This window comes from Lacticaseibacillus pantheris DSM 15945 = JCM 12539 = NBRC 106106, assembly GCF_001591865.1.
GTDB classification, from domain to species: domain Bacteria; phylum Bacillota; class Bacilli; order Lactobacillales; family Lactobacillaceae; genus Lacticaseibacillus; species Lacticaseibacillus pantheris.
In genome coordinates, this window is record NZ_BCVS01000005.1 from 39,974 (window position 1) to 60,232 (window position 20,259).

At 45.1% G+C, this 20,259-nt stretch carries 21 protein-coding genes; 6 read left to right on the forward strand and 15 right to left on the reverse strand.

The features are described 5' to 3' along the window. Positions 1–25: 25 nt before the first annotated feature. On the reverse strand, positions 26–2,770 hold the full coding sequence (locus LPA02S_RS01475; RefSeq protein WP_056956763.1) for a sigma 54-interacting transcriptional regulator: 2,745 nt from the start codon (positions 2,768–2,770) through the stop codon (positions 26–28). Positions 2,771–2,882: 112 nt separating this feature from the next. Next, positions 2,883–3,872 (reverse strand): sugar isomerase, encoded by a 990-nt coding sequence (locus LPA02S_RS01480; RefSeq protein ID WP_056956764.1) that lies wholly within the window; start codon positions 3,870–3,872, stop codon positions 2,883–2,885. A 172-nt stretch (positions 3,873–4,044) separates the two neighbouring features. Between LPA02S_RS01480 and LPA02S_RS01485 the strand changes: the two genes are divergently transcribed. Next, complete coding sequence (locus LPA02S_RS01485; protein WP_056956765.1) at positions 4,045–4,776, forward strand: GntR family transcriptional regulator; 732 nt, start codon at positions 4,045–4,047, stop codon at positions 4,774–4,776. A 46-nt stretch (positions 4,777–4,822) separates the two neighbouring features. Here LPA02S_RS01485 and LPA02S_RS01490 read toward each other — a convergent pair whose 3' ends face one another. The 11 genes from LPA02S_RS01490 to LPA02S_RS01540 form a co-directional block, all read right to left on the reverse strand. Beyond that, complete coding sequence (locus LPA02S_RS01490) at positions 4,823–5,821, reverse strand: SIS domain-containing protein (RefSeq protein WP_056956766.1); 999 nt, start codon at positions 5,819–5,821, stop codon at positions 4,823–4,825. A 54-nt stretch (positions 5,822–5,875) separates the two neighbouring features. Then, the gene (locus LPA02S_RS01495) at positions 5,876–6,679 is read right to left on the reverse strand and encodes a PfkB family carbohydrate kinase (RefSeq protein WP_056956767.1); all 804 of its coding nucleotides are present in this window, start codon (positions 6,677–6,679) and stop codon (positions 5,876–5,878) included. A 9-nt stretch (positions 6,680–6,688) separates the two neighbouring features. After that, positions 6,689–7,408, reverse strand: coding sequence for a UTRA domain-containing protein (locus tag LPA02S_RS01500; RefSeq protein ID WP_056956768.1), 720 nt, complete (start codon positions 7,406–7,408; stop codon positions 6,689–6,691). Positions 7,409–7,431: 23 nt separating this feature from the next. Further along, positions 7,432–8,160, reverse strand: a complete 729-nt coding sequence (locus LPA02S_RS01505; RefSeq protein WP_056956769.1) for an amino acid ABC transporter ATP-binding protein — start codon at positions 8,158–8,160, stop codon at positions 7,432–7,434. Continuing rightward, entirely contained in the window at positions 8,147–8,821 is a 675-nt protein-coding gene (locus LPA02S_RS01510) for an amino acid ABC transporter permease (RefSeq protein WP_054649180.1), read from the reverse strand. Before LPA02S_RS01510 ends, LPA02S_RS01505 begins: the two co-directional genes overlap by 14 nt. A gap of 41 nt (positions 8,822–8,862) precedes the next feature. After that, a complete protein-coding gene (locus LPA02S_RS01515; protein ID WP_056956770.1) occupies positions 8,863–9,678 on the reverse strand; it encodes a transporter substrate-binding domain-containing protein in 816 nt (271 codons plus the stop codon). A gap of 198 nt (positions 9,679–9,876) precedes the next feature. Next, positions 9,877–10,680: a class II aldolase/adducin family protein gene (locus LPA02S_RS01520; RefSeq protein ID WP_054649178.1), complete on the reverse strand. Its 804-nt coding sequence runs from the start codon at positions 10,678–10,680 to the stop codon at positions 9,877–9,879. A 5-nt stretch (positions 10,681–10,685) separates the two neighbouring features. Then, complete coding sequence (locus LPA02S_RS01525) at positions 10,686–10,934, reverse strand: hypothetical protein (protein WP_056956771.1); 249 nt, start codon at positions 10,932–10,934, stop codon at positions 10,686–10,688. A gap of 22 nt (positions 10,935–10,956) precedes the next feature. Next, complete coding sequence (locus LPA02S_RS01530) at positions 10,957–12,351, reverse strand: PTS galactitol transporter subunit IIC (RefSeq protein WP_054649174.1); 1,395 nt, start codon at positions 12,349–12,351, stop codon at positions 10,957–10,959. 14 nt (positions 12,352–12,365) lie between these two features. Next, positions 12,366–12,698 carry a PTS sugar transporter subunit IIB gene (locus tag LPA02S_RS01535; protein WP_056956772.1) on the reverse strand — a complete coding sequence of 111 codons (333 nt, stop codon included), beginning with the start codon at positions 12,696–12,698 and terminating at the stop codon, positions 12,366–12,368. A 16-nt stretch (positions 12,699–12,714) separates the two neighbouring features. After that, entirely contained in the window at positions 12,715–13,185 is a 471-nt protein-coding gene (locus tag LPA02S_RS01540; protein ID WP_056956773.1) for a PTS sugar transporter subunit IIA, read from the reverse strand. 241 nt (positions 13,186–13,426) lie between these two features. Here LPA02S_RS01540 and LPA02S_RS01545 point away from each other — a divergent pair, with 241 nt between their 5' ends. Both LPA02S_RS01545 and LPA02S_RS01550 read left to right on the forward strand, forming a co-directional pair. Beyond that, positions 13,427–14,188 (forward strand): DeoR/GlpR family DNA-binding transcription regulator, encoded by a 762-nt coding sequence (locus LPA02S_RS01545; RefSeq protein ID WP_056956774.1) that lies wholly within the window; start codon positions 13,427–13,429, stop codon positions 14,186–14,188. After that, positions 14,185–15,156, forward strand: a complete 972-nt coding sequence (locus LPA02S_RS01550) for a 1-phosphofructokinase family hexose kinase (RefSeq protein ID WP_056956775.1) — start codon at positions 14,185–14,187, stop codon at positions 15,154–15,156. The genes LPA02S_RS01545 and LPA02S_RS01550 overlap by 4 nt, the downstream gene beginning before the upstream one ends. 48 nt (positions 15,157–15,204) lie before the next feature. Here the strand turns inward: LPA02S_RS01550 and LPA02S_RS01555 are convergent, their stop codons facing one another. Next, the gene (locus LPA02S_RS01555; protein ID WP_056956776.1) at positions 15,205–15,441 is read right to left on the reverse strand and encodes a hypothetical protein; all 237 of its coding nucleotides are present in this window, start codon (positions 15,439–15,441) and stop codon (positions 15,205–15,207) included. Between the two features lie 272 nt (positions 15,442–15,713). On the opposite strand from LPA02S_RS01555, the gene LPA02S_RS11595 reads away from it, so the two are divergent. The 3 genes from LPA02S_RS11595 to LPA02S_RS01570 all read left to right on the forward strand — a co-directional run bounded on the left by LPA02S_RS11595 (position 15,714) and on the right by LPA02S_RS01570 (position 19,069). Then, positions 15,714–16,484 carry a hypothetical protein gene (locus tag LPA02S_RS11595; protein ID WP_156302017.1) on the forward strand — a complete coding sequence of 257 codons (771 nt, stop codon included), beginning with the start codon at positions 15,714–15,716 and terminating at the stop codon, positions 16,482–16,484. A gap of 168 nt (positions 16,485–16,652) precedes the next feature. Continuing rightward, positions 16,653–18,065, forward strand: coding sequence for a C69 family dipeptidase (locus tag LPA02S_RS01565; protein ID WP_054649168.1), 1,413 nt, complete (start codon positions 16,653–16,655; stop codon positions 18,063–18,065). Positions 18,066–18,388: 323 nt separating this feature from the next. Continuing rightward, positions 18,389–19,069 carry an EAL domain-containing protein gene (locus LPA02S_RS01570; protein ID WP_056956777.1) on the forward strand — a complete coding sequence of 227 codons (681 nt, stop codon included), beginning with the start codon at positions 18,389–18,391 and terminating at the stop codon, positions 19,067–19,069. Positions 19,070–19,134: 65 nt separating this feature from the next. Here the strand turns inward: LPA02S_RS01570 and LPA02S_RS01575 are convergent, their stop codons facing one another. Beyond that, positions 19,135–19,719, reverse strand: a complete 585-nt coding sequence (locus LPA02S_RS01575; RefSeq protein WP_054649164.1) for a hypothetical protein — start codon at positions 19,717–19,719, stop codon at positions 19,135–19,137. Positions 19,720–20,259 lie beyond the last annotated feature (540 nt).

Here is a 20,259-nt window from a genome sequence, read left to right on the forward strand (position 1 = left end):
CCTATCTAAAAACGCCTGGAACTAGCTAATCTCCACGAATAATATCATAAATATACCCCACCTCGCTTTTCGGGACCGTGACACTATATTTGGTTTCTATGACACTAAGCGCCTTTTTGATGTCCTCGACCGTTTTTGTGTCAAAATCATTAGTCTTCCAGTCATAGGTGGTAATTGGTTCGTTACGTATTAGTCGTTCAATCATGCAACTAACATGAACATACAAAGCCATTCGTTGTGGATTAGCCAACACACTACCCGACAGTTGGACAAAGCAGCTCATTACCACATCAATTGCATCCATTACACCAGAAGCGTCCAGTATAGTCAGTGAGTTAATCACCCGCTCAATGGTAAAGTTATGCAACAAGGTTGTCACAATTTCATCAACTTGCTTCTTGCCAGCCACAACACCCAGCGCACGCAACATTGCTCCTGAATCCTCACCCAATATCAATTTTTCCAGTGGTATGAAGGGTACCCCTTCCGCATGTGGGTTAACGGTTCCGACAATCGCCAGAACATTATAGGTACGTCGTAGTGTGGCCATTTGACTACTATCACTAACCACGGCGTATTCGTAAGCATTAACCACAACATCAATTTTTTCTGCAAAGCTACTATCCAACAACCGCTTAATTTGGTTTGCTGTACCAATTCCGGTATTGCAACACGTAATAATCAAATTCTTTTTAACTTCCTGAGGATAAATAGTCCTTCCTTCACTGTGCACAGTTTTGGCCGTGTGGGTAACTATTTCGTCTATAGACTTATTGTGGGCAACCTGGTCCACCACGGAAAGGGCCGACTGAGTAGACACATTTGTAATTATGCCGATTGGAAAATCAATCGTTCCGTGAATATACTTATGAATCCCTGAAAGTGAGCCCATATCTACCATTAAAATCAATCCTGAAGTAATGGAATTACTAGCAATGTATTCTGACACCCTTTGCCCAATAGTCTCCACGCTAATGTTTAATGGCATATCAATATAACCTAAGGCTGAATATCCTACCAGTCTATTCACGACATTAGCAATGCTACTAGCTGTCGAGTAGCCGTGTGCTAGAACCAGGCAACGAATCGTATTGTTCTTAGTCACCTTGATTGCTTCATGTAGATATAATTGCAAAAACAACCTGTCCACAACGTCCACAGGCAGTGATAAGGCAGAATGGGTCATTTTAAGTATTTCATCGGTAAAAGTTGCAACACTCGCATCCTGCTCTGCTAGATTTGAACTGATTTCATTCAATAACTCATGATTTTTAGCAGTCAGTACCCAGTAATTAAACTGCCTGTAGTATAAGAAGTAAGCAATTACCACCAACGAATTTCCGGAAAATTTCACCGAAAAATTATCTTCAAGTGAGTGCAGTTTAGCCTGAGTCATTTTCTTCATGAGATCCAATGGCACCTCGCCACGATCAATCACGTTGCTAAAAATCATTTCATCGCTCAGAGTATTGATTAAATCTGTACTGCTCTTAATAAATTGCAGAGATAGGCCTAGATTGTCATATAATCCCAATATTTGCGTAAAAATTAAGCGAATTTGATTATCCTGATCAGAATCATCATCAATTAGCTCCTTCAAATTCATACCACTACGAATCAGGATAGTCGTACCATCACCGCTCAGGCGTAAACGAACGCTATCGGCATCATTCTTACTCCAAATCTCATTTGGCAAATTTCCAATGTCAACAAGTAAATTTTTGCTACTCTCGTTAACCTTTGCAAGCGCATTGGCTACAGCCAAAGTAATATAATTCTTCATTTGTCCAACATTACTATCATAGTGTTGGCTGGTTAAAATGCTCAGTACTTGTTTGCTTAACTTGATGTCCTTACCAATACGGCGAGACTGGTTAAGGAAGAAAAGTTTTGCTAGACTCTCACGTTCAAATTGCGTTCGCTCATTGATGCCTGGGATCTCCACTTGAACCGGAATTCGCCGTATAAAGGTTTGTAAAAAGTTGCTCTGAACATTCTCGGTGGTAGCAAACACTAACCGTACAGTGACCTTATGGCCAGCCTTAGTCTCGCCAAGGGGCGAGATGACACCGTTGTCTAAATACTCGAATAGCTTTTCTTGTCCTTTGGCACCAAGACGGTGCACTTCATCTAGAAATAGCATCCCCTTATCCGCTTGATCGAACAGTCCCGGGCTGTCTTTGCTTGCTCCCGTAAACGCTCCCCGCCTATAGCCAAAGAGAATGCTGGCTAGTAGTTCTGGATTATCAGCGTATTCTGCACAATTAAGATGAACAAACGAACTGTCGCCGCTAAGGTAACCCTCACTAACACAATAGTCATAGAATACTCGAGCTAAGTACGACTTCCCCGAACCAGTTGGTCCCGTCAATAATACGGGTAGTCCAACGCCTGGATATCGTGCAGCGGCTTTCATCCTTTTAACTTGTGAAAAAAGTGATTGCTTTGAGCCAATCACCGCGCTCATAGGATCATCAGGGATTCCTTTTTGATGAAAGATGTCAGCAGTCGATGAATATATTGAATCGACCAATGCTTTTCCAATTGCTTTTTCAACCGCCGCCCGCGAATAGAATCTAACCGGTCTTGTATTAACTTTGATTACTTTTCCTTCAGTAACCAGCATGTTCAAATAATGACTGGCCGTATTACGCTTAATTTGCAGGTTATTGGCAATAGTATCTGCCGTTATTATTACAGCGCTAAGATCGCCCTCTTCGCAAAGAGAGACTAGACGAGTATAAATTTCACTCTTAATATCCTCAGACAAAATAAAAGCCCCCTTAATTGAAAGCGCTTGTACCCCAAGCATACAACAGGGTACATTTCCTTTCAACAAGGGGGTATAACATCAACCTAATCTTGACCCATTTTTACCAAATTTAGTAATTCACTTTCCACATGTATCGCCGCGTCAGGAAAGATTTCTGAATTTCTGCTGACAATGCGCGCATGTAAACATTGTTCAGTATTGGTGCAAAAATGATGTGGTTAAAGTATTCCGACACCCGATCATCCAAATCGTTCAGACCGATTTCCTTTGCATCAAGAATGTACACGTTATCCCCACCATATTCCTTTAAGAAACGAACCGACCGCTCATCCGCGGGTCGTGTACGGCCAACAGACACCAGTTGGAAAACCGAAGTGGTTTTATCCAGTGTCTCAAACGGTCCGTGAAAATACTCGCAGCTGTTGGTGGTTGGCGAACTAATTTGTAGCATCTCCTCAATGTTGCAAATAGAAAAAATATAAGCTGCGCCATAGGCCGGTCCACTCCCCAACACATAAATTGGCTTACGCATTTTATTTTTTTCAGCCCATTTTTGGGCTAGCGGCGTAGTGGTTCCAACGGTACGTCGATATATTGCGTCAACGTTGTCAAACGCACTCATTGCGACATCATGGTCAGCATAGCCATCAGTCCTATCCACTAACTCCATCGCCATCATCAATGCAATGCTTGTGTTGGATAACTCAGTTTTACTTTCATCAAGGGCCAAGCTTTCATACTTAACTTGATAATCGGCTATTTCGGTTAATTCGGATGGATCCACGTATAATGCTACAACGTGCGCGCCTAGGGACTTAGCAACCCTGGCCGCCTCGCAAGTTTCCTTAGTACCTCGCATTGAGCAGACAACTGCCAGAGTATCATCCCCAACATATGCTGGCGGCGCCATGACAAATTCGTTGCTAGTAAACATTTCCGAACTAAACGTGACTGCATTGCGAGTCATAAAGTATTGTGCGGCATAAAAGCCCCCGAAAGATCCACCTGCCCCAATCCATACAACGCGCCTAACTGATTCATTACTTTCCTTAAAGACCCGCTGAATTATACTGCCCACCGTCGTTTGTATTTTGTTCATGTTGTCCTCCCATGTTAGATACAACTGCATACAACTTTTTTGAGACGACCTCAGAATAAACGCTTTTTAGTGATAGTGCAAGCCCTTTCTTAAAATCAACTAAGTTTGTTTCTACCACAATTTTTTGTTGTATACTGTGCTTATCTATCATTGCTGGGGGGAGGTACCAATCATGGGGAGTTTAACGGCCAACTTAAAGCAGTCATCACTGACGCTGTACGAGCAATTAGCAAATAAAATACTGAACGACATCAATCACGAAAAGTACCTCCCGGGCGCTCAAATTCCGACTGAACTAGAGTTACAACGCAGTACTGGCTATAGTCGGAGCACTGTTCGCCACGCGTTACGCATTCTCGTCAACAAGGGTGTGCTGGTTAAGATACATGGCAAGGGTACCTTCGTTCAGGATGGTACCAGTAATGAAACAACACGCAGCCAATTCTTCAGTCTAACCAATAACGTGGAAAATTTGGGAGCGTCAATCAGTACCAAACTAGTAGATATTCAACCCACCAGAGCGTCTAAGGAACAGGCAGAATTTTTCGGTATCGAGCCCAAGACCCCATTACTGAAGCTCACACGCTTACGATACGTAGACAAGAGTCCGTTCTGCGTGGAATACATTTACTTTACCGAAGAGTTTTCAAGCATCACCAGTGAAAATCTTAATGGATCACTTTACCAGGTTTTACATGACCAATTTAATGAAGTGCCTGCTGGTGGTCATAAAATGTTCGACATTACAAAGGCTAGTACCAGTGAGGCTTTCTTACTGAATGTAGAGCGGGATACCTCACTTATGCAAATTACTGATTTTGTTTACGATCAAAACGATCATCCTCTCCATATAACGAGACAAGTTATCAGAAGTGACAAATATAAATATGAATTGATTCAGTAATATTCCTAAACAAAAAGCTCGCGGAAAATCCGCGAGCTTTTTAATTCTAGTAATTTTCCAGTTTCCACATATACTGTCGCTTAGTTAAAGGATGATTCCTGACCTTCGCCAGTTCTTCAGCGTATACACGCATTACCCCAGTAATAATGAGTGGATTAAAGTAATCAATTACAGTCGGTGCACAAACGCTGTCCAGACCATAGTCCTTAGCATCAATTACCGTAACCCGTGCATCAAACCGTTGCAGGAACTCCAATACACGTGCATCAAGATGCCTGGTCTTCCCGTCATTCATAAACAGTAGGTATGGTGTTCCATTATTAGTCATCTCAAACGGGCCATGAAAATACTCACCAGAATGAATTACCGGACTGGCAATCCACTGCATTTCCATAAATAAAAAGTTAGCAGTAGAGTATGCTGTCCCGAAAGTGGCACCGCTTGAGATCGTATAGATCAGTTGATCATCCTTATATTCCTGTGCAAACTCCTTTGCTGCGGGTGTAACTGATTTGACCCCTTCATTAATTACATCATCAATTCCCGCAAATGCTGTCTGTATGGCATCGTAATTATCGTAGCCCTCAACGGCATTTAACATTTCAGCAGAGAATTCTAACACCACTTTGGTTTTAGCCGCCTTGGTCGCATAGCTGGTAAAGAAACTGTGAACCAGGACATAATCGGCCGCCTCCGTTAATTTTGCATCGGGATTATGGGTAACCGCCACAACGGTACATCCCCAATCATGTGCATTTTTTGTAGCCTCGATGGATTCTTTGGTGGTTCCCCCTAGCGAAGCGACAACGACAACAGCACTCTCATCCGCAAAGTTAGGACGCGCATAGTTGAATTCATTCGCGGTCAACAGTGCAGTTCGTAGGGAATGCGCCTCTTGCTCCAGAAAATACTTTGCCGGGTAAAGTTCTGACATCGATGCGCCACAGCCAACAAAGGCTAACGTACTAATTCCTTGTTGCTTAGTAATACTTTGAACCATCTGTTGAACTTCTACCAATGACGTGGTCTGTACTTCATTTTGCATACCGTTTATTCTCCTTTTTTCAATACGTGCTATAACGTTATATAAGAACTAACGTTAAAATGACCGTCCGAAACCGAATGACCCATTAGTCATGACCTGCTCAGTTGCAAAATCCCGAGCCTTTATCATGGACTCCTCGATAGAATGAGTTTTCTGTACCCACTCTATCGAAAAAGCAGTAATGAAGGCGTCACCCGCTCCCATAGTGTCCACAGCCTTTACTCGAACAGCATCCTGCCAGTAAAACAATCCGTTACTATAAACAACGGATCCTTGACTACCTAATGTGCATAGAACACTATCGCAACCCGCTTTTTCGACGAAGTGGCATAAGCTATCAACATCGCCTTTGGACATACCACCACACGAAAAGCACGCCAAGCCCACCTTACCTGCCACTTGGGCTATCACTTCTTCGGTGAATAGATCTGAGAAATCATATACTTTGGGAATTTTGACTAGGTCCAGATACTCATCGGCTGAACCGTTAATATTGAAATGTGCCAAATCAAACCCATTAATAAATTCAATGTCGTAAACGTTTAGATTTAAGCCATCCCGTAACACACCGCCACGATTGCTGCCTAGAAATCTACGGTCCCCGTTAAGTAACTCCACCCTTGAAAATCCATTTTCGCCGGGATTAGCCTTCGAATGTGACGTGTCAACATTAAGTTGATTCAGCACGTCCAAAGCAAAACTAGCCCGTTGATCATTACCAAAAACGCCAACAAATGCTGAGTCTATTCCAAGGCGATTTGCGAAAACGGCAAAGTTAAGTGCGTTACCACCCAAATACATCTTTTTTTCAGTTAAATACATATCGACAACGTTATCGCCTATACCAATAGCCTTCATGTTGCCTCCCTAATTTTCGACTACAAAGCTAACCTTTCGAGCATCATAGAACATAGTGGAATGATACAGTCGGCTTCCTGTATTGCTAAATGTAGTCTTGTCTACCTGATAAACGGGTTCGGCCACTCCAACATTAATTAATTCGGCAATTTCTGTAGTGGCAGAAACTACATTAATCATGTTCCTATCCTTACCCATCGTTGCCCCATACCGTTCCTTCAATAACTTGGTCATTGACGAATCATCATTGACAAGTTGATTTAGCTGAGGGAAAAGATCCACTGAATATATGCTTTCCTCATAGCCTGAGTTTCCAGGACTTAATAGCATTACTCGTCCCAAAGTAAACACTTCGGCACCCTCTGCCACACCCAGCTCTTCAGCTATTCGAGAATCGGCCATTACTATTTCATTTTTAACAACATGGCGTTCCGGACGCTCACCCAATGACTCACGGTAATGGGTGTAACTATCTAAGGACAATAAGTTACGAACCATCCTTGGCTGCTGCACGTACGTTCCACGCCCTTGTTTCTTGACCAAAAAATTTTCAGTGACCAATTCACTAACAGCGCGTCTTACCGTAATACGACTGACCCCATACTTTTGCTCAAGTTCACCTTCTGATGGTATCTGACTACCTTCAGGATATTTATGAGATTCAATGTCTGCAATAATTTGCTTTTTTATCTGCAAGTAAAGCGGTGAGACCCTCTGGCGATCAATCATATACTCACATCCGTTTCTGTTTTCTAGTCATATAATACCTTACTTAGGAAATCACGTGTACGTTCAGACTGAGGATGGTCAAAGACCTCTTCAGGAGTTCCACTCTCCTGAATCCTGCCCTCATCCATAAACAGAATTCGATCCCCCACCTCCCGTGCAAAACCCATCTCATGAGTGACAACAACCATTGTCATGCCACTGTGCGCCAAAGATTTCATGACCTGAAGTACTTCCTTCACCATTTCAGGGTCAAGGGCGCTGGTCGGTTCATCAAAGAGCATAATTTCTGGTTCCATTGCCAAGGCTCGTGCAATAGCAATCCGCTGTTGCTGTCCACCAGATAGTGATAAAGGATAACTATTAATTTTTTCTGCGAGTCCTACCTGCCTCAGCAACTCTTTTGCATGCTTGGTAGCAACATCCCTTGTTTCGTGTTTAACCACCATTGGAGCATGTACAATATTTTCAAGAACAGTGTAATGTGGGAATAAATTGAACTGCTGAAACACCATCCCCATCTTTGCACGAATCTTTTCAATTTTAACCTTAGCATCAGAAATAACTTGTCCGTCCACGGCGACCGTGCCGCTGGTAGGTTGCTCTAACCCATTTAGACAGCGCAACAGCGTGCTTTTTCCTGAGCCAGAAGGGCCAATTACTACTACGACCTCACCATCATTAATTTCAAAATCAATATCAGACAGCACTAAATTTTCTCCGAACGATTTAGCTACATGATTAACGGTTATCACTTACGCTCATCCTCCTTTCACCATAGCTCAACACACGGTTCAACAACCAGGTCATAATTAAATACAATCCTGATGCAACTAATATCGGCTGTAATCCCAGCGCAGTAGACCCTCGCACGGTCTGCGCCTGGTACATCAAATCAGTAATTCCCAATACTGAAACTAAAGACGAATCCTTCACGTTACCAATAAATTGGTTGCCTAAAGCAGGCAAAATGTTCTTAAACGCTTGCGGTAAAATAATGTCTCGCATTGCCTGCCTACTCGTCATTCCTAAGCTCGCAGCCGCTTCACTTTGACCTGCTGGTAACGATTGAATGCCACTGCGAATAATTTCTGCAATGTACGCTGACGAATATAACGTTAACGCCACTGCCCCGGTTACAAAGTCCGGCACGCTTAAACCTGTAACCGCCGGGAGCGCAATATAAACAATATAAATCTGAGCAAGTAACGGGGTATCACGAATAAAACCGATAAATGCCTTGGACAGCAGGCTTAATATCCATGCCTTTGAGCGCTTCGCCATCGCGAGCATTATTCCTAGCACTGTACCCAAAATAATTGATACAATTGCCAGCTCAATGGTCACCTCGACACCCGTCACGAAGAACTGCCAATAGTTTTTCAAAAATGAAAAACCGCTAAAGAAATTCGCCAATTTTCATTCCTCCTCAGTCCGGTACGTGTGGCTGATCAATTTTATTCCTGAACATACTTAGTCTCATCAATGACCCACTTGGAGTACTGTTGCTTATTAGCCTTAATAACTTGGTTGACCTTTTTAATCAGATTCTCCGATGTACCCTTGGGCATTGCTACCGCGGCACCAACACTACCATCATCGTGGTTAAAGTTGGTCTGCTTCAATGAAGGATTTTGGCGTAAAAGCAGTTTGGTAGTGGGAACATCAATACAGAAAGCATCCGCCTTGTTGTTTGCAACGGCCAGCGCTAAATCAGTAACCTTAGAGAATTTCTTCAAAGTAGCGTTAGGATACATTTTTTGTAACATTGCTTCCTGAGTTGAAGAATTAACTACCGCGATAGTTGCCCGGCTCAGTGCTTTAGTATTGCCATTAAATTTTTTGAAATCTGTCTTTCTAACTGTAATAGCAGCGGTGCTCTTGTAGTAAACATTAGAAAATTCAGCCGCCTTTTTCCGCTCTGGGGTTGGACTTAATGATGTCACCAACATATCCACCTTTTTGGCCTGTAATGCAGGTAGCAACCCGTCCACATCCATTTGTTTAAGCTGATACTTAACGCCCAGCTTCTTTGAAATGGCTTTAACCAATTTAACATCTGAGCCCCTAAATTTGTCCTTGCCATTGATGCTAGTATGGAATTCATACGGGGGATTGGAACTAATAATACCAACCACTAGTGTTCCCTTCTTCTGAATTCGCCCCACATCACCATCGCTCGAAGCATTGGCCGACTTGCCACAGGCTGACAAAGAAATTGTTGCCAGTAAAGCAACGGCAATTCCAATAAATATCTTCCCTTTTTTAAACATAGAATTCCCTCCATTTTTGCAACACGTTATAGAACGTCATAACATTTTCAGTGTCTTCATCATATACTCATAACTTTTTAACGTCAATGGCAATTAAATTATTAGTCTCACATTTTTTGAACAAAAAAATCGTCCCACTGACCAAGTGGGGCGATTAAATCTTTTTTTGGGGGGAATTATTCAATTCTGCATTACCTATTAAACAATCACTGAGCGCTTTTTAGATTTATCTGACTTGCCGATGCCTGCGTTAGGATTAAAGATTGCCTTACCTTCCTTGAGATCGTCCAAAGTACCAATTTTAGAGCCTTCAGAGTAGAAGCCATCCAACAACCCTAATTTTTGGAACACAGCTTGCTTGTACGCAATTTGCGCATTCCACTCACTAGTATCGACAATTGCCAACGCCTGATGAATAGCGGAAAGCCCATCCATCACCTTATCCTTTTTGCCAACAGTAATTAAGACACCATGACTATTCAACAAATACATATGCATCAGTGCCCTATCGCCGATGTCAGTGATGTGTTCACTGACCAACTCCGCTAGGGGTTCCGAGCAATTTGGCTCGTACTCCAGGGTCTCAATTTCATGTAGCTTCTGAGTTGCTTCCGTGACGTTAGGTTCAGGCAATCCGCTGGTTGCCCAGAACATGTTGTTAATTGCGTGAGAGTGTAAGACAGCACGAATGTTAGGGTTGGCATCATAAACGCCTTCGTGTAAGTTGATTTCACGAGTAAGCTTCCCTTCACCGGCAACAATTCGACGAGTGTGCGGCTCAACAACCAAGATTTGTTCTGGAGATAATTCTCCCATATACGCCTGAGACATCATCGTTGGCGTCATGATGATGTAGTCCTTGCCATCGTCGTCTGTCACCTTGAAGGAAAAATTACCGCCCGCAATATTGGTATCGTCACGTTCCATAATCAACTTAACCATCTTTGCGAGGTCTTCACGTTCGTGTTCAAAAATAATACGTCCATCCGGTGCACTAATCATAATAATTACCGTCCTTTTTGATTGTTAGAAACCTTAATCACCCGCGCATTAACTAAATCTTTTTTTAGCCGTTTCCGGCGCTGCTGCCCCTCTAAAAATATAATTGGGGAACCATACTTTTTAATCAGAAGTCCCAAAATAATGACACCAACGTTTAACCAGTACCGCTGTGTGATCACCGCCACCAAGAACAGCGCGAATGTTGCAAAACTAATTGCAGTCCAAAAGCGCTTGTTCAACAACATGATTTTCATTCCAGTTTCCCCCGTTCGTCTTTTATTTAGCAGCTTCAGCCTTAACCACCGGCTTTTTAGTGTTCTTACTTAGACTCGTGTAGGCCTTTGCTGGTAACGGGTGCTTCTTGAAGTACAGGTAAACCACAATGAATAGTGCCAGTAATGCTACTAAGCCAATCCAAGCCAGAATGTTGCCCGAGAACGCCTTGGCCATCAGGAAGCGAAGATCTGGAGCCTCAATGGAACTCCAGGAAACTAGGTTGCCCTTACCAACATTAACTGCGCCTGTATCTCGAGCCAGTTTAGTGAATACGTTAGTAAAGTAGGTGCTGCCGTATAGAAACATTGGTTCATAAATAACCCCTAGAACCAGCATGCGTAGTAAATTACCGCCGGTCAGTAACAATCCGCCAACACCGAGACAGTAGTTAATGACCCCACCCATTGGCAAAATTTCGTTTCCAGGAAGAATAGCCGCGTACACAATGCTAATCGGAATAAGGATAACCATCGTCACCCATAACTCCGTACTTTGACCTAATACTGGCCAGTCAAGGCCTATCACAAATTCGCGATCCTTAAACCGTTTCTTCATAAAGTTACTCATCTGAGTACCAAATGGTGTTAGGGCATCCATAAAGAACTTCGCCATAACTGGGAAGATTGCCATAACAGCTCCGACGGTTACCCCCAAACTAAGTGACGCACCGACGTTGTATCGGCCTGCAAGTCCTAAAATAAGACCAATAATAAAGCCCATTACGACTGGTTCGGACAGAATACCAATCTTCTTTTTCAGTGCCTTTGCATCCCACTGACGGTTAAATACAGGGATGAAATCCATCAGCCGGTTAACTGGCCACATAATCACGGCTGTAAAAGCCTCGATATGTGGCACGGTAATGCCTGGGTACCCCAGCATGTCCTCTATCTCAGGTGCCCACATGTCACCAAGCTTAAGACTGATTACAGCCTGAATGGCCCCAGCAATAAAGGCCCAAATATAACTATTAGTCGCAAAGTAGATCATATAGCCAGTAAGCGCAATGCCCCACACATTCCACATATCTGCGTTAACAACATTGGTCGTCTTGGTAGCTAGCATAACCACATTGACACCAATTTCAATCGCGAAAAATACAAACGCAACGGCCCATGCCCACGTAATTGCAGATGCCCCTGTCCATCCAAAGTCGACAGCAGGTAAGTTAATGCCAGTATTTTTAGCCAATGCCTTGGAAGCAGGAGTAACAACCGCAACCAATTGATTGATGGCCATACTCATACCAATAAAACCAACACCCAGATATAAACCAGAAAGAATAGCCTTTGATGCTTTCATACCGAATGCCAGGCCTAAAATCATTATTAGTGCTGAAACAACGACTGAAGGTCCGGGCGATAGTATAGCCTGAACAATACTATTCCAGTTCATGACTGTTCATCTCCTCAATTGATTGCCTTCATGTTTTGTTCAACAACGTCTCTAACCTTTTCGTTAGCCTCATCTTCACCCATGCCGGTCAGCCAAGGAACACCGACAATCTCTGTAACGTGGTTTTCTTCAATCGTTTCCTTTAAGTCGTCATCTGCCGGTGCAATGCCAACATAAATAATAATGTCCTTATTACCATCAATCCGTGATTTTGCGGTTTCTACTGGGTGGGGTTCAGCATGTGCAAAATCGTCAAGATCATTATCTGACAAAAAATCATTAATCTTGTTTGCAACCTGTGGGCTCGTAGCCACACCAGAACCACAACATACTAAAATCGTCTTCATCTTCCATACTCCCTTTCTATACTGGAACCTGTGTAAATTTTTTTACCAGCAAATTGACCATTTCGTTCTCACTACTTGCCGCTTTAAAAGTGGTTACGAAGTTTTCATCTTGAAATGCAGCGATAATTGACGATAACAGTCCGACCTGCTTCGACGGTTCCTTAATTCCCAAAAACATAAATCTGTCAGTGTCCATCGGCTTACTATCACCCATCTGCAACCAACTTAACGGCCTAACAGTTCTCGCGACGTAGATAAATGGTTGCTTTACAAACTCCGGATCTACATGCGGTAAAGCTAACTGAATATCGGGAAAAATTAATCCTGTTGGAAATTTTGATTCTCGCCTTTCAAGACCGGCTATATAGCCTGGATTGGCAAACCCTTTGTCTTGTGCATCTTGTCCAACCAACTCGAACAATTCAGTTGAATTACTGGCGTCAACGTGAAGATTCACCAAATCCTTGTCAAACATGGATTCGTACATTCGCAAAGATCTCCTTTCTATGTTCAACTTTACATTTTTTGTTTATCTTTGTTCCAGTTCATATAGTAAACGCTTTCTTGAACTGTGTCAACATTTTCTCAATAATAAATTATCACTGCAAGACGCCCTAGATAGCAGTTGATTCATTAACGTGTCTTTATATTCGTACTGCTGTAGTCGAACATACTTGAACATATTCGCGTATGGTCGTACAATGAAAATGATTAAGGGAGGTGCAGCTATGCTTAAACAAGATCGTCAAAGTGCAATCGTATCACTGCTCAACTCATCGAAAACCGGATCCATGACAACCGTGAAAATAGCCTCCGAGCTAAACGTAGCAGCCATGACCATACGACGTGATCTCAAGGAGATGGCCGAGCACAATCTTTTGACCCGTATATATGGTGGTGCAACCCTCTATGAAGAGAAGACGACTAAAGAAAAGCGCGCATTACAAAAAGAGGCCAAGGACGAAATTGGCCGAGAAATAGCTCATTTAGTAGAACCAAAAACTAGTATTTATTTAGGTGCGGGGACTACTGTATTCGCAAGTCTGGATTTTTTACCCAAAAATGAGGACATTCAATTCGTCACAAACTCAGACATTTCATTCCATTATCTCGCTGATAAAGATATGGACGTCACCCTTACAGGTGGTGTTTACCACAAGACTACGAACGAGTTTGTCGGAACAATTGCCGAAAACTCCCTTTCAAATTTTGTGTTTGATGTTGCTTTTATTAGCACCAACGGTATTTGGGAAGGAGGCGCAACAACCTCAAATTTTGCTGAAGGAAATGTTCAACGAGCAGCCGTTAGTCGTGCAAAACGTAAATATATCGTATGTGACCACACTAAGCTTGGAAAAGCCGACCGCTACAACTTCCTTTCACTAAGCGATGTTACCGGATTAATTACTGATTCGGGTATTTCACGAGAAGAAGCTAAATACTATAAACAATTCACTGAAGTCCTCATCGGAAAGAAGGTAACGGAATGATTCTAACAATCACAGCCAACCCATCAATCGATATGATTTACCACACGCTTTCATTTGATGCCGGCAAAACAAACCGTGAAACTAGTCATAAACAGGTTGTTGGCGGTAAGGGGATTAACGCAGCCAGAGTAGCCTCAATTCTATCAGGTCAAAACAACAATAACGTAGTTGCCACAGGATTTGTGGGTGAGCAAAACGGTCAGCTAATCTTGGACGACCTTGCTAACTATGAGGTAACTCACAAATTTATTGCCCGTCCCGGAAGAACTAGGCTCTGCTATACAATTATCGACCAAAATGGCACGAAAACCGAACTAAACGAAAACGGTGACCCGGTTTCCGAAGATCAACTTCAAGAGCTTTTAAACATGATCCGATCCCTAGATGAGCTTGATGCCGTTTCCATTAACGGTTCACTACCGCCAAATTCTCCTATCGACGCATATTCACAAATAATACAAACAATACGGGAAATATCCCCTAACTCAAAAATTATCCTAGACACGTCTGGGCAAGCACTACGGGATACAATTAGTGGTAATTTCATTCCGGATATCATCAAACCAAATAATGATGAACTAGGAGAACTAACTGGTGAGCATATTAGTGAAAATCCTCGGGACGCAATTGCTGCCTTACACAACCAACGCCTGGCGCGTATCCCCATAGTAGTGGTTTCACTGGGTAGTACTGGAGCGGCAATTAAAGTCGGCACCGCAAACCCACAGTTCTACGTTGTTAAAACCCGGTCTCTAAACGCAGTTAACACTGAGGGGGCAGGAGATTCTACAGTGGGCGGCATGCTCTTCGCAATTAGTCAGGGTCTTGGCGATCTTAGAACCGTTAAGTACGGTATGGCCGCTGGCATGGCAAATGTAATGGAGTTAAAGACTGGCTTCCTACAACCCGAAAACGTTAGCGCGTATATCGAAGATGATTCCCAAATACTTTTCCAAAAAATCAATTAAATAGCCACGCCCTACTTGACCTGCAAAAGGTGAAGTAAGGCGTGGCATTTAATTAGTTTTCTTTAACGCTAGTGTTGTTCGTAATGCAGCAAATGAATGAAAATATTCATTATAGCCTAGAAAGTCAGAATCGAAAGTCTTAACCAAATACTCGTCCTGGACTTTCTTCCAACGAACATTTTGCTGATGAACCGAATCATCAGACTTATCTAAAGTGATTTTTTTAATTATTTCAGCAAGCAATTCGTCTTGTGAATTTGCACTTGTTTCATCAAATTGCTCCATGGCGACTCCATTCTAACTTTACGGTCTGTGAATTCAATCAACATGCAGTATATCACTTGGTAATTGCTATTAAAACAATCAAAATATTTGCTTCATTCGGTTATACACCAACATAAAGTATAACCTGTGGCGAATCACAGAACACGCAAAGTTAAATGGTCATATATCGGAAAAATACGCACAAACGTTTGTTCGTGCCGGGCGCATATCCTACAATAATTGCGTGGACAGCCGCACCCTACCACTTTTCAAAAAACGAGGTGCGGTGATTTATGAATCAACATTTTTATATCGGTGGCCATTCGACCGATTACCTGGCAACTCTACCTGTAGAGTTGCCCTCTTGGCCACTGTGTTACCTGACGTCCGATATTGCTGCAATCATCCCTGCTGCCCCAAGCAGTGGATATCGCAGCCTGTTGATCCATGAATCTAGTCAGATTTATGTCAGCTCGCAGCGCAGCAACAACTTAATCGACCGTACCAGGTATGTACACGGACTAAATAAACCGATGCTTTGGGCACTTGGAAATCCCGAACTCTTTAGGGATATTTGCCCACGAATCGAAATGATGACGGCGTGGACTAGCGACCATGATGGTTTTCTGGCCATGGGCGTTGACCAGTCACGTGCACAGCCCTGGTTTAACATTCACCGATTGCGTGCAGCGTGGTGGTCACCCGCACGGTTCCGCAATGGCCAATATTACGAACGCCGGTTGTGCGTAAAAATTGGGTTGTGCCAACAGCGCCTCACCCGCTTAATTGAGTTCACTACCAGCATGGGCGAGGAATTACTGAACCCCCTACTTCATCAGACCGCCACACTTTATCATCACGCCAACTGGGGCCAGCAGCTTAAATTGCCGTTCCTAGACGTCAATAATCTGCCTGCACCTCCACGCGGGCGTGAGTATGACTATTGGGCTCAGCATCAACGCATTCGTGCCATGATCATCAATGAGGTTGAGAGTCGTTACCAATACGACAGTCAACACAACAAGGCGCGGGCATTAACCAAGGACTGGATGTTGTTACTGTAACGGCTCCGTCCGACGCTTAGTTTCGTTAATGTTGGTGTGCGGCTGTCCACTAACATACATCCCACTCACCATTAGTTTAATCACGTTCAAATTTAACTTTCCGAATTGGCCTTTCCCCACCACAAGCTATACAATTAACTCATCATACAAACAGAAAGAGGTAATCTCATGTCCAAACACATCAAGGGTTCCTGTACCACCATTCTGGTCGGCAAAGACGCATCAATTGACGGTTCCACCATCATCGCCCGTAACGAAGACGGCAACGAACCGCTGCACCCACAAAAGTTCGTCGTGGTTCGTCCCGAAGACCAACCTCGCCACTACCAGTCCGTGCTCAGCAAGTTCAACATCGACCTGCCTGACAACCCGCTCCAGTACACCTCTACACCAGAAGCCGTCGACGGCCACGGGCTCTGGGCAGCCGCTGGTATTAACAGCGATAACGTCGCAATGACTTCCACCGAAACCATCACGACCAATAGCCGTATCCTCGGTGTGGACCCACTGGTTGACGAAGGTATCGGTGAAGAAGACATGCCAACCATCACTTTGCCATACATCCACAGCGCCCGCGAAGGGGTCGAACGCCTCGGTAGCCTGCTGGAAAAGTATGGTACCTATGAGACCAACGGAATTGGCTTCTCCGACAACAATGAAGTATGGTGGTTCGAAAGTATCGCCGGTCATCACTGGGCCGCTGTCCGTATTCCCGACGACGCTTACGTAGTGGCACCAAACCGCTTTAACATCGACGACTTCGACTTTGACGACCATGAAAACTACATGGCCAGCGCTGACCTCCAGGACCTGATTGAGCAGCACCACCTCAACCCCGACCGTGAAGGCTACGACCTCCGCCACATCTTTGGTTCTGCCACCATCAAGGACACGCGCTACAACAACCCCCGCGCATGGTACGGCCAGAAGTACTTCAATCCTGAATTCGACACCACGCCGATTGACCAGGACCTGCCGTTCATCTGCCGGACCGACCGCAAAATTAGCATCGAGGACGTTAAGTTCGTCCTCAGCTCCCACTACCAGAACACGCCTTACGATGTTTACGGTACTACCGGGACTGATGCGGAAAAGAAGCTGTACCGGCCGATTGGGATCAACCGTAACCAGGAATTGCACATCCTCCAAATCCGCAACGACGTACCTGCCGCCATCGCCGGCGTTCACTGGCTCGCCTTTGGCCCAAACACGTTCAACTCCGTCCTGCCGTTCTACGCCAACGTTAACGACACGCCAGCCCCATACAAGAACACGACCGGTGAGTTTGACCCCGCTAACATGTACTGGCTGGCCAACACACTGGCTATCTTTGGTGACACCGACTTCGCCCTCTTCGAAGACTTCGAAAACCTCTACGAAGAGAACACGACGGCTGCGGCGCGCAACCTCGAAATCAAAGCCGATGCGGCGGCTGCCGACCAGGACGACCTGCAAAGTTACTTGGCATCCGTCAACGATGAAATGGCCGCCATCAACGTTAAGAACTCAACCAAGTTGCTCGGCCAGATGCTCAAGCTAGCCGCACCGCGGATGAAGTTACAGTTCACGCTTCACGACTAACGCACAAGAGCACAAACTCGGCACGATTACGGCACCGTCCCAATAGTTAAACCCTTTTTATAACAACAGGTGTGGAGTGGGTGTATTGACACATCACATGGCTGATTTCCCAACCAAATTTTATCGAAGGCTATTGCCATTGGGCTACGACTTTGCTAAATTAAAGTTAACGTAATTAATCAGGCAATCGATATTCCGATTGTGAAATAACGCGAATAACAACCTGCTCAGGCTACGGTAACGTAGCACACGACCCGCACATGTGAAAGACCATGCACGGGTCGTTTTTTATATTTTTGAGCGGTTTACTGGGAGGGCACGTTATGTACCGATTTTTTGGGCAACCCAAGTTCGTGGGCGACGGATCCAGCCGCCTACCAATTGGCTATGAACTTTTTATCCGTGAACGAAAGAACGGCAAATGGGTGCTGCCGGAAGATTTTAACGCCATTACGGCCGACGCAATTGGCGATCTACTAGGCAATATTGTTGATACTATGTCATCCTCAATTCGCCTACTTTCCTTCAACCTGGAAGAGCGGCAATTTATCGATCCTGCATTCATGGACATGGTTGCACGGATCCAGGCGCGCACCAAGATTAATATCTTCACCGAGCTGACGGAGCGCCGCGACCCCGACGTTTCTGTGGCCGATATCCAGGCTGCGGCCCGCCGCTTCCACGCACACAACCTCCTAGTGTGCGTGGACGACGTCGGTGTGGGGCAAAACAATCCGAACCTCATTAAAGGCATGGAGGACGATGTCGCGGAGTTCAAGTTTGCCTGCCAAGACTTTCGGCCGTGCAAAACCTTCCGTGAAATCGAGCCAATCCTATCGATGTGGTACAACGAGGCCAAGGAACACCACAAGGCCATCGCAATTGAGGGTATCGAAACTCAAATCGAGCTTGACGCCATCACCAGTAAGTACCCTTGTGACGTCATCCAGGGCTACTGGTTGGGCCGGCCCAAGCTGTTGGGGACTGACGTGGATGTGAATTAGACAGTAAAATCGCGGTATCGGACTAATTCCGGTACCGCGATTTTTACGTTCACCTTGCCAGGGGGCTAGTTGGACACCACCACTTCCGCATGGCTAATCATCCCGCGCATCAAATCCACGACCCACAGCGTGCGCCCGTCGTAGCAGTAAACAGTCCGCAGAACGGGCCGGCGGGCGAGCTCTGTTGCAGCCGCGGCAAATCGCCGCACCTCGTCATCGGTTGTGGGAAAGATGTGCAGAAACAGGTTCATTTCGGCAAACTGACGGTATTGGTGTGCCTTCGCGACTTTGCGCCGGTATGCGAACAGCATGTCGTTGCCGCTACCCAGGTGGGCGGGCGGCTCAATGTTCCGGTCAATGGTACCGTTCGCCTCCAGGTACTCAAAGGCCCGGCCGGTGCGGTCAGCAAAGGGCATCTGGTACTGGCTGTGGTACCGCAGCAACGCATCGTGAGGATCCCGCGCCGAGTTCAAACCGAGCTGCGCCAAAATGTGGTTGGCGTACCCCCATGTGACCTCCACGCCAATAGACGGCCGCAAGCACCAGATATCCGGGCGGTCGGCGTGCAATGCATGGGCATAACGTATTGGCGCGTACTGCTGAAGAACGTGCAGGGCAAGAACTTCATCGGGACGATTACAGGCGGGCATGGCAGGGTCTCCTCATTCTGAGATATTACGCAATAACTGTAATTAACTATATCATCTGACGGGGGTTTGTACATTGATCCCTTTACATCCGTGCTGGCAAAGGGACGGTGGGGTTGCGGCTTACGTGCCCTATGCCGTGATTGCTACACCCGCACGCTCCAGCCCGTGCCGGGCTTCCCGCGAATCTCGGAGCCAAAGAAAAACCACTTTGTCTCCAAGATTTGCCGCTGTAACTCGCTGCGCTCGAACAGCGCTCTGGGGCCGCAGCAACCACGTCTCCGGACACGACGCCTCCACCCCACCATCCCTTTGCCGGCACTCGTTACTTCGAGTATCCTCCCATAGATTAGTGGTTACCCAGCATTGTAGGCAGAAACGAGATCTAATATAACTACACCAACAGGTAAAATCTGACAAACTGTGCACGAAGGCTTGTGGACATAGTAGACGCAACCACAATGTAGCGAGAACCCGCAGGCGGCTTTTGCGACGAGGCGTCGTGTCCGGAGACGTGGTTGGGGAGGCCGCGTCGGTCGGGCC

Bases quoted from the DNA above. Each gene is read 5' to 3' on its own strand.
- LPA02S_RS01480 (WP_056956764.1), bottom strand. From the start codon at position 3,872: ATGAACAAAATACAAACGACGGTGGGCAGTATAATTCAGCGGGTCTTT.
- LPA02S_RS01485 (WP_056956765.1), top strand. From the start codon at position 4,045: ATGGGGAGTTTAACGGCCAACTTAAAGCAGTCATCACTGACGCTGTAC.
- LPA02S_RS01490 (WP_056956766.1), bottom strand. From the start codon at position 5,821: ATGCAAAATGAAGTACAGACCACGTCATTGGTAGAAGTTCAACAGATG.
- LPA02S_RS01495 (WP_056956767.1), bottom strand. From the start codon at position 6,679: ATGAAGGCTATTGGTATAGGCGATAACGTTGTCGATATGTATTTAACT.
- LPA02S_RS01500 (WP_056956768.1), bottom strand. From the start codon at position 7,408: ATGATTGATCGCCAGAGGGTCTCACCGCTTTACTTGCAGATAAAAAAG.
- LPA02S_RS01515 (WP_056956770.1), bottom strand. From the start codon at position 9,678: ATGTTTAAAAAAGGGAAGATATTTATTGGAATTGCCGTTGCTTTACTG.
- LPA02S_RS01520 (WP_054649178.1), bottom strand. From the start codon at position 10,680: ATGATTAGTGCACCGGATGGACGTATTATTTTTGAACACGAACGTGAA.
- LPA02S_RS01525 (WP_056956771.1), bottom strand. From the start codon at position 10,934: ATGAAAATCATGTTGTTGAACAAGCGCTTTTGGACTGCAATTAGTTTT.
- LPA02S_RS01530 (WP_054649174.1), bottom strand. From the start codon at position 12,351: ATGAACTGGAATAGTATTGTTCAGGCTATACTATCGCCCGGACCTTCA.
- LPA02S_RS01535 (WP_056956772.1), bottom strand. From the start codon at position 12,698: ATGAAGACGATTTTAGTATGTTGTGGTTCTGGTGTGGCTACGAGCCCA.
- LPA02S_RS01540 (WP_056956773.1), bottom strand. From the start codon at position 13,185: ATGTACGAATCCATGTTTGACAAGGATTTGGTGAATCTTCACGTTGAC.
- LPA02S_RS01545 (WP_056956774.1), top strand. From the start codon at position 13,427: ATGCTTAAACAAGATCGTCAAAGTGCAATCGTATCACTGCTCAACTCA.
- LPA02S_RS01550 (WP_056956775.1), top strand. From the start codon at position 14,185: ATGATTCTAACAATCACAGCCAACCCATCAATCGATATGATTTACCAC.
- LPA02S_RS01555 (WP_056956776.1), bottom strand. From the start codon at position 15,441: ATGGAGCAATTTGATGAAACAAGTGCAAATTCACAAGACGAATTGCTT.
- LPA02S_RS11595 (WP_156302017.1), top strand. From the start codon at position 15,714: ATGAATCAACATTTTTATATCGGTGGCCATTCGACCGATTACCTGGCA.
- LPA02S_RS01565 (WP_054649168.1), top strand. From the start codon at position 16,653: ATGTCCAAACACATCAAGGGTTCCTGTACCACCATTCTGGTCGGCAAA.
- LPA02S_RS01570 (WP_056956777.1), top strand. From the start codon at position 18,389: ATGTACCGATTTTTTGGGCAACCCAAGTTCGTGGGCGACGGATCCAGC.
- LPA02S_RS01575 (WP_054649164.1), bottom strand. From the start codon at position 19,719: ATGCCCGCCTGTAATCGTCCCGATGAAGTTCTTGCCCTGCACGTTCTT.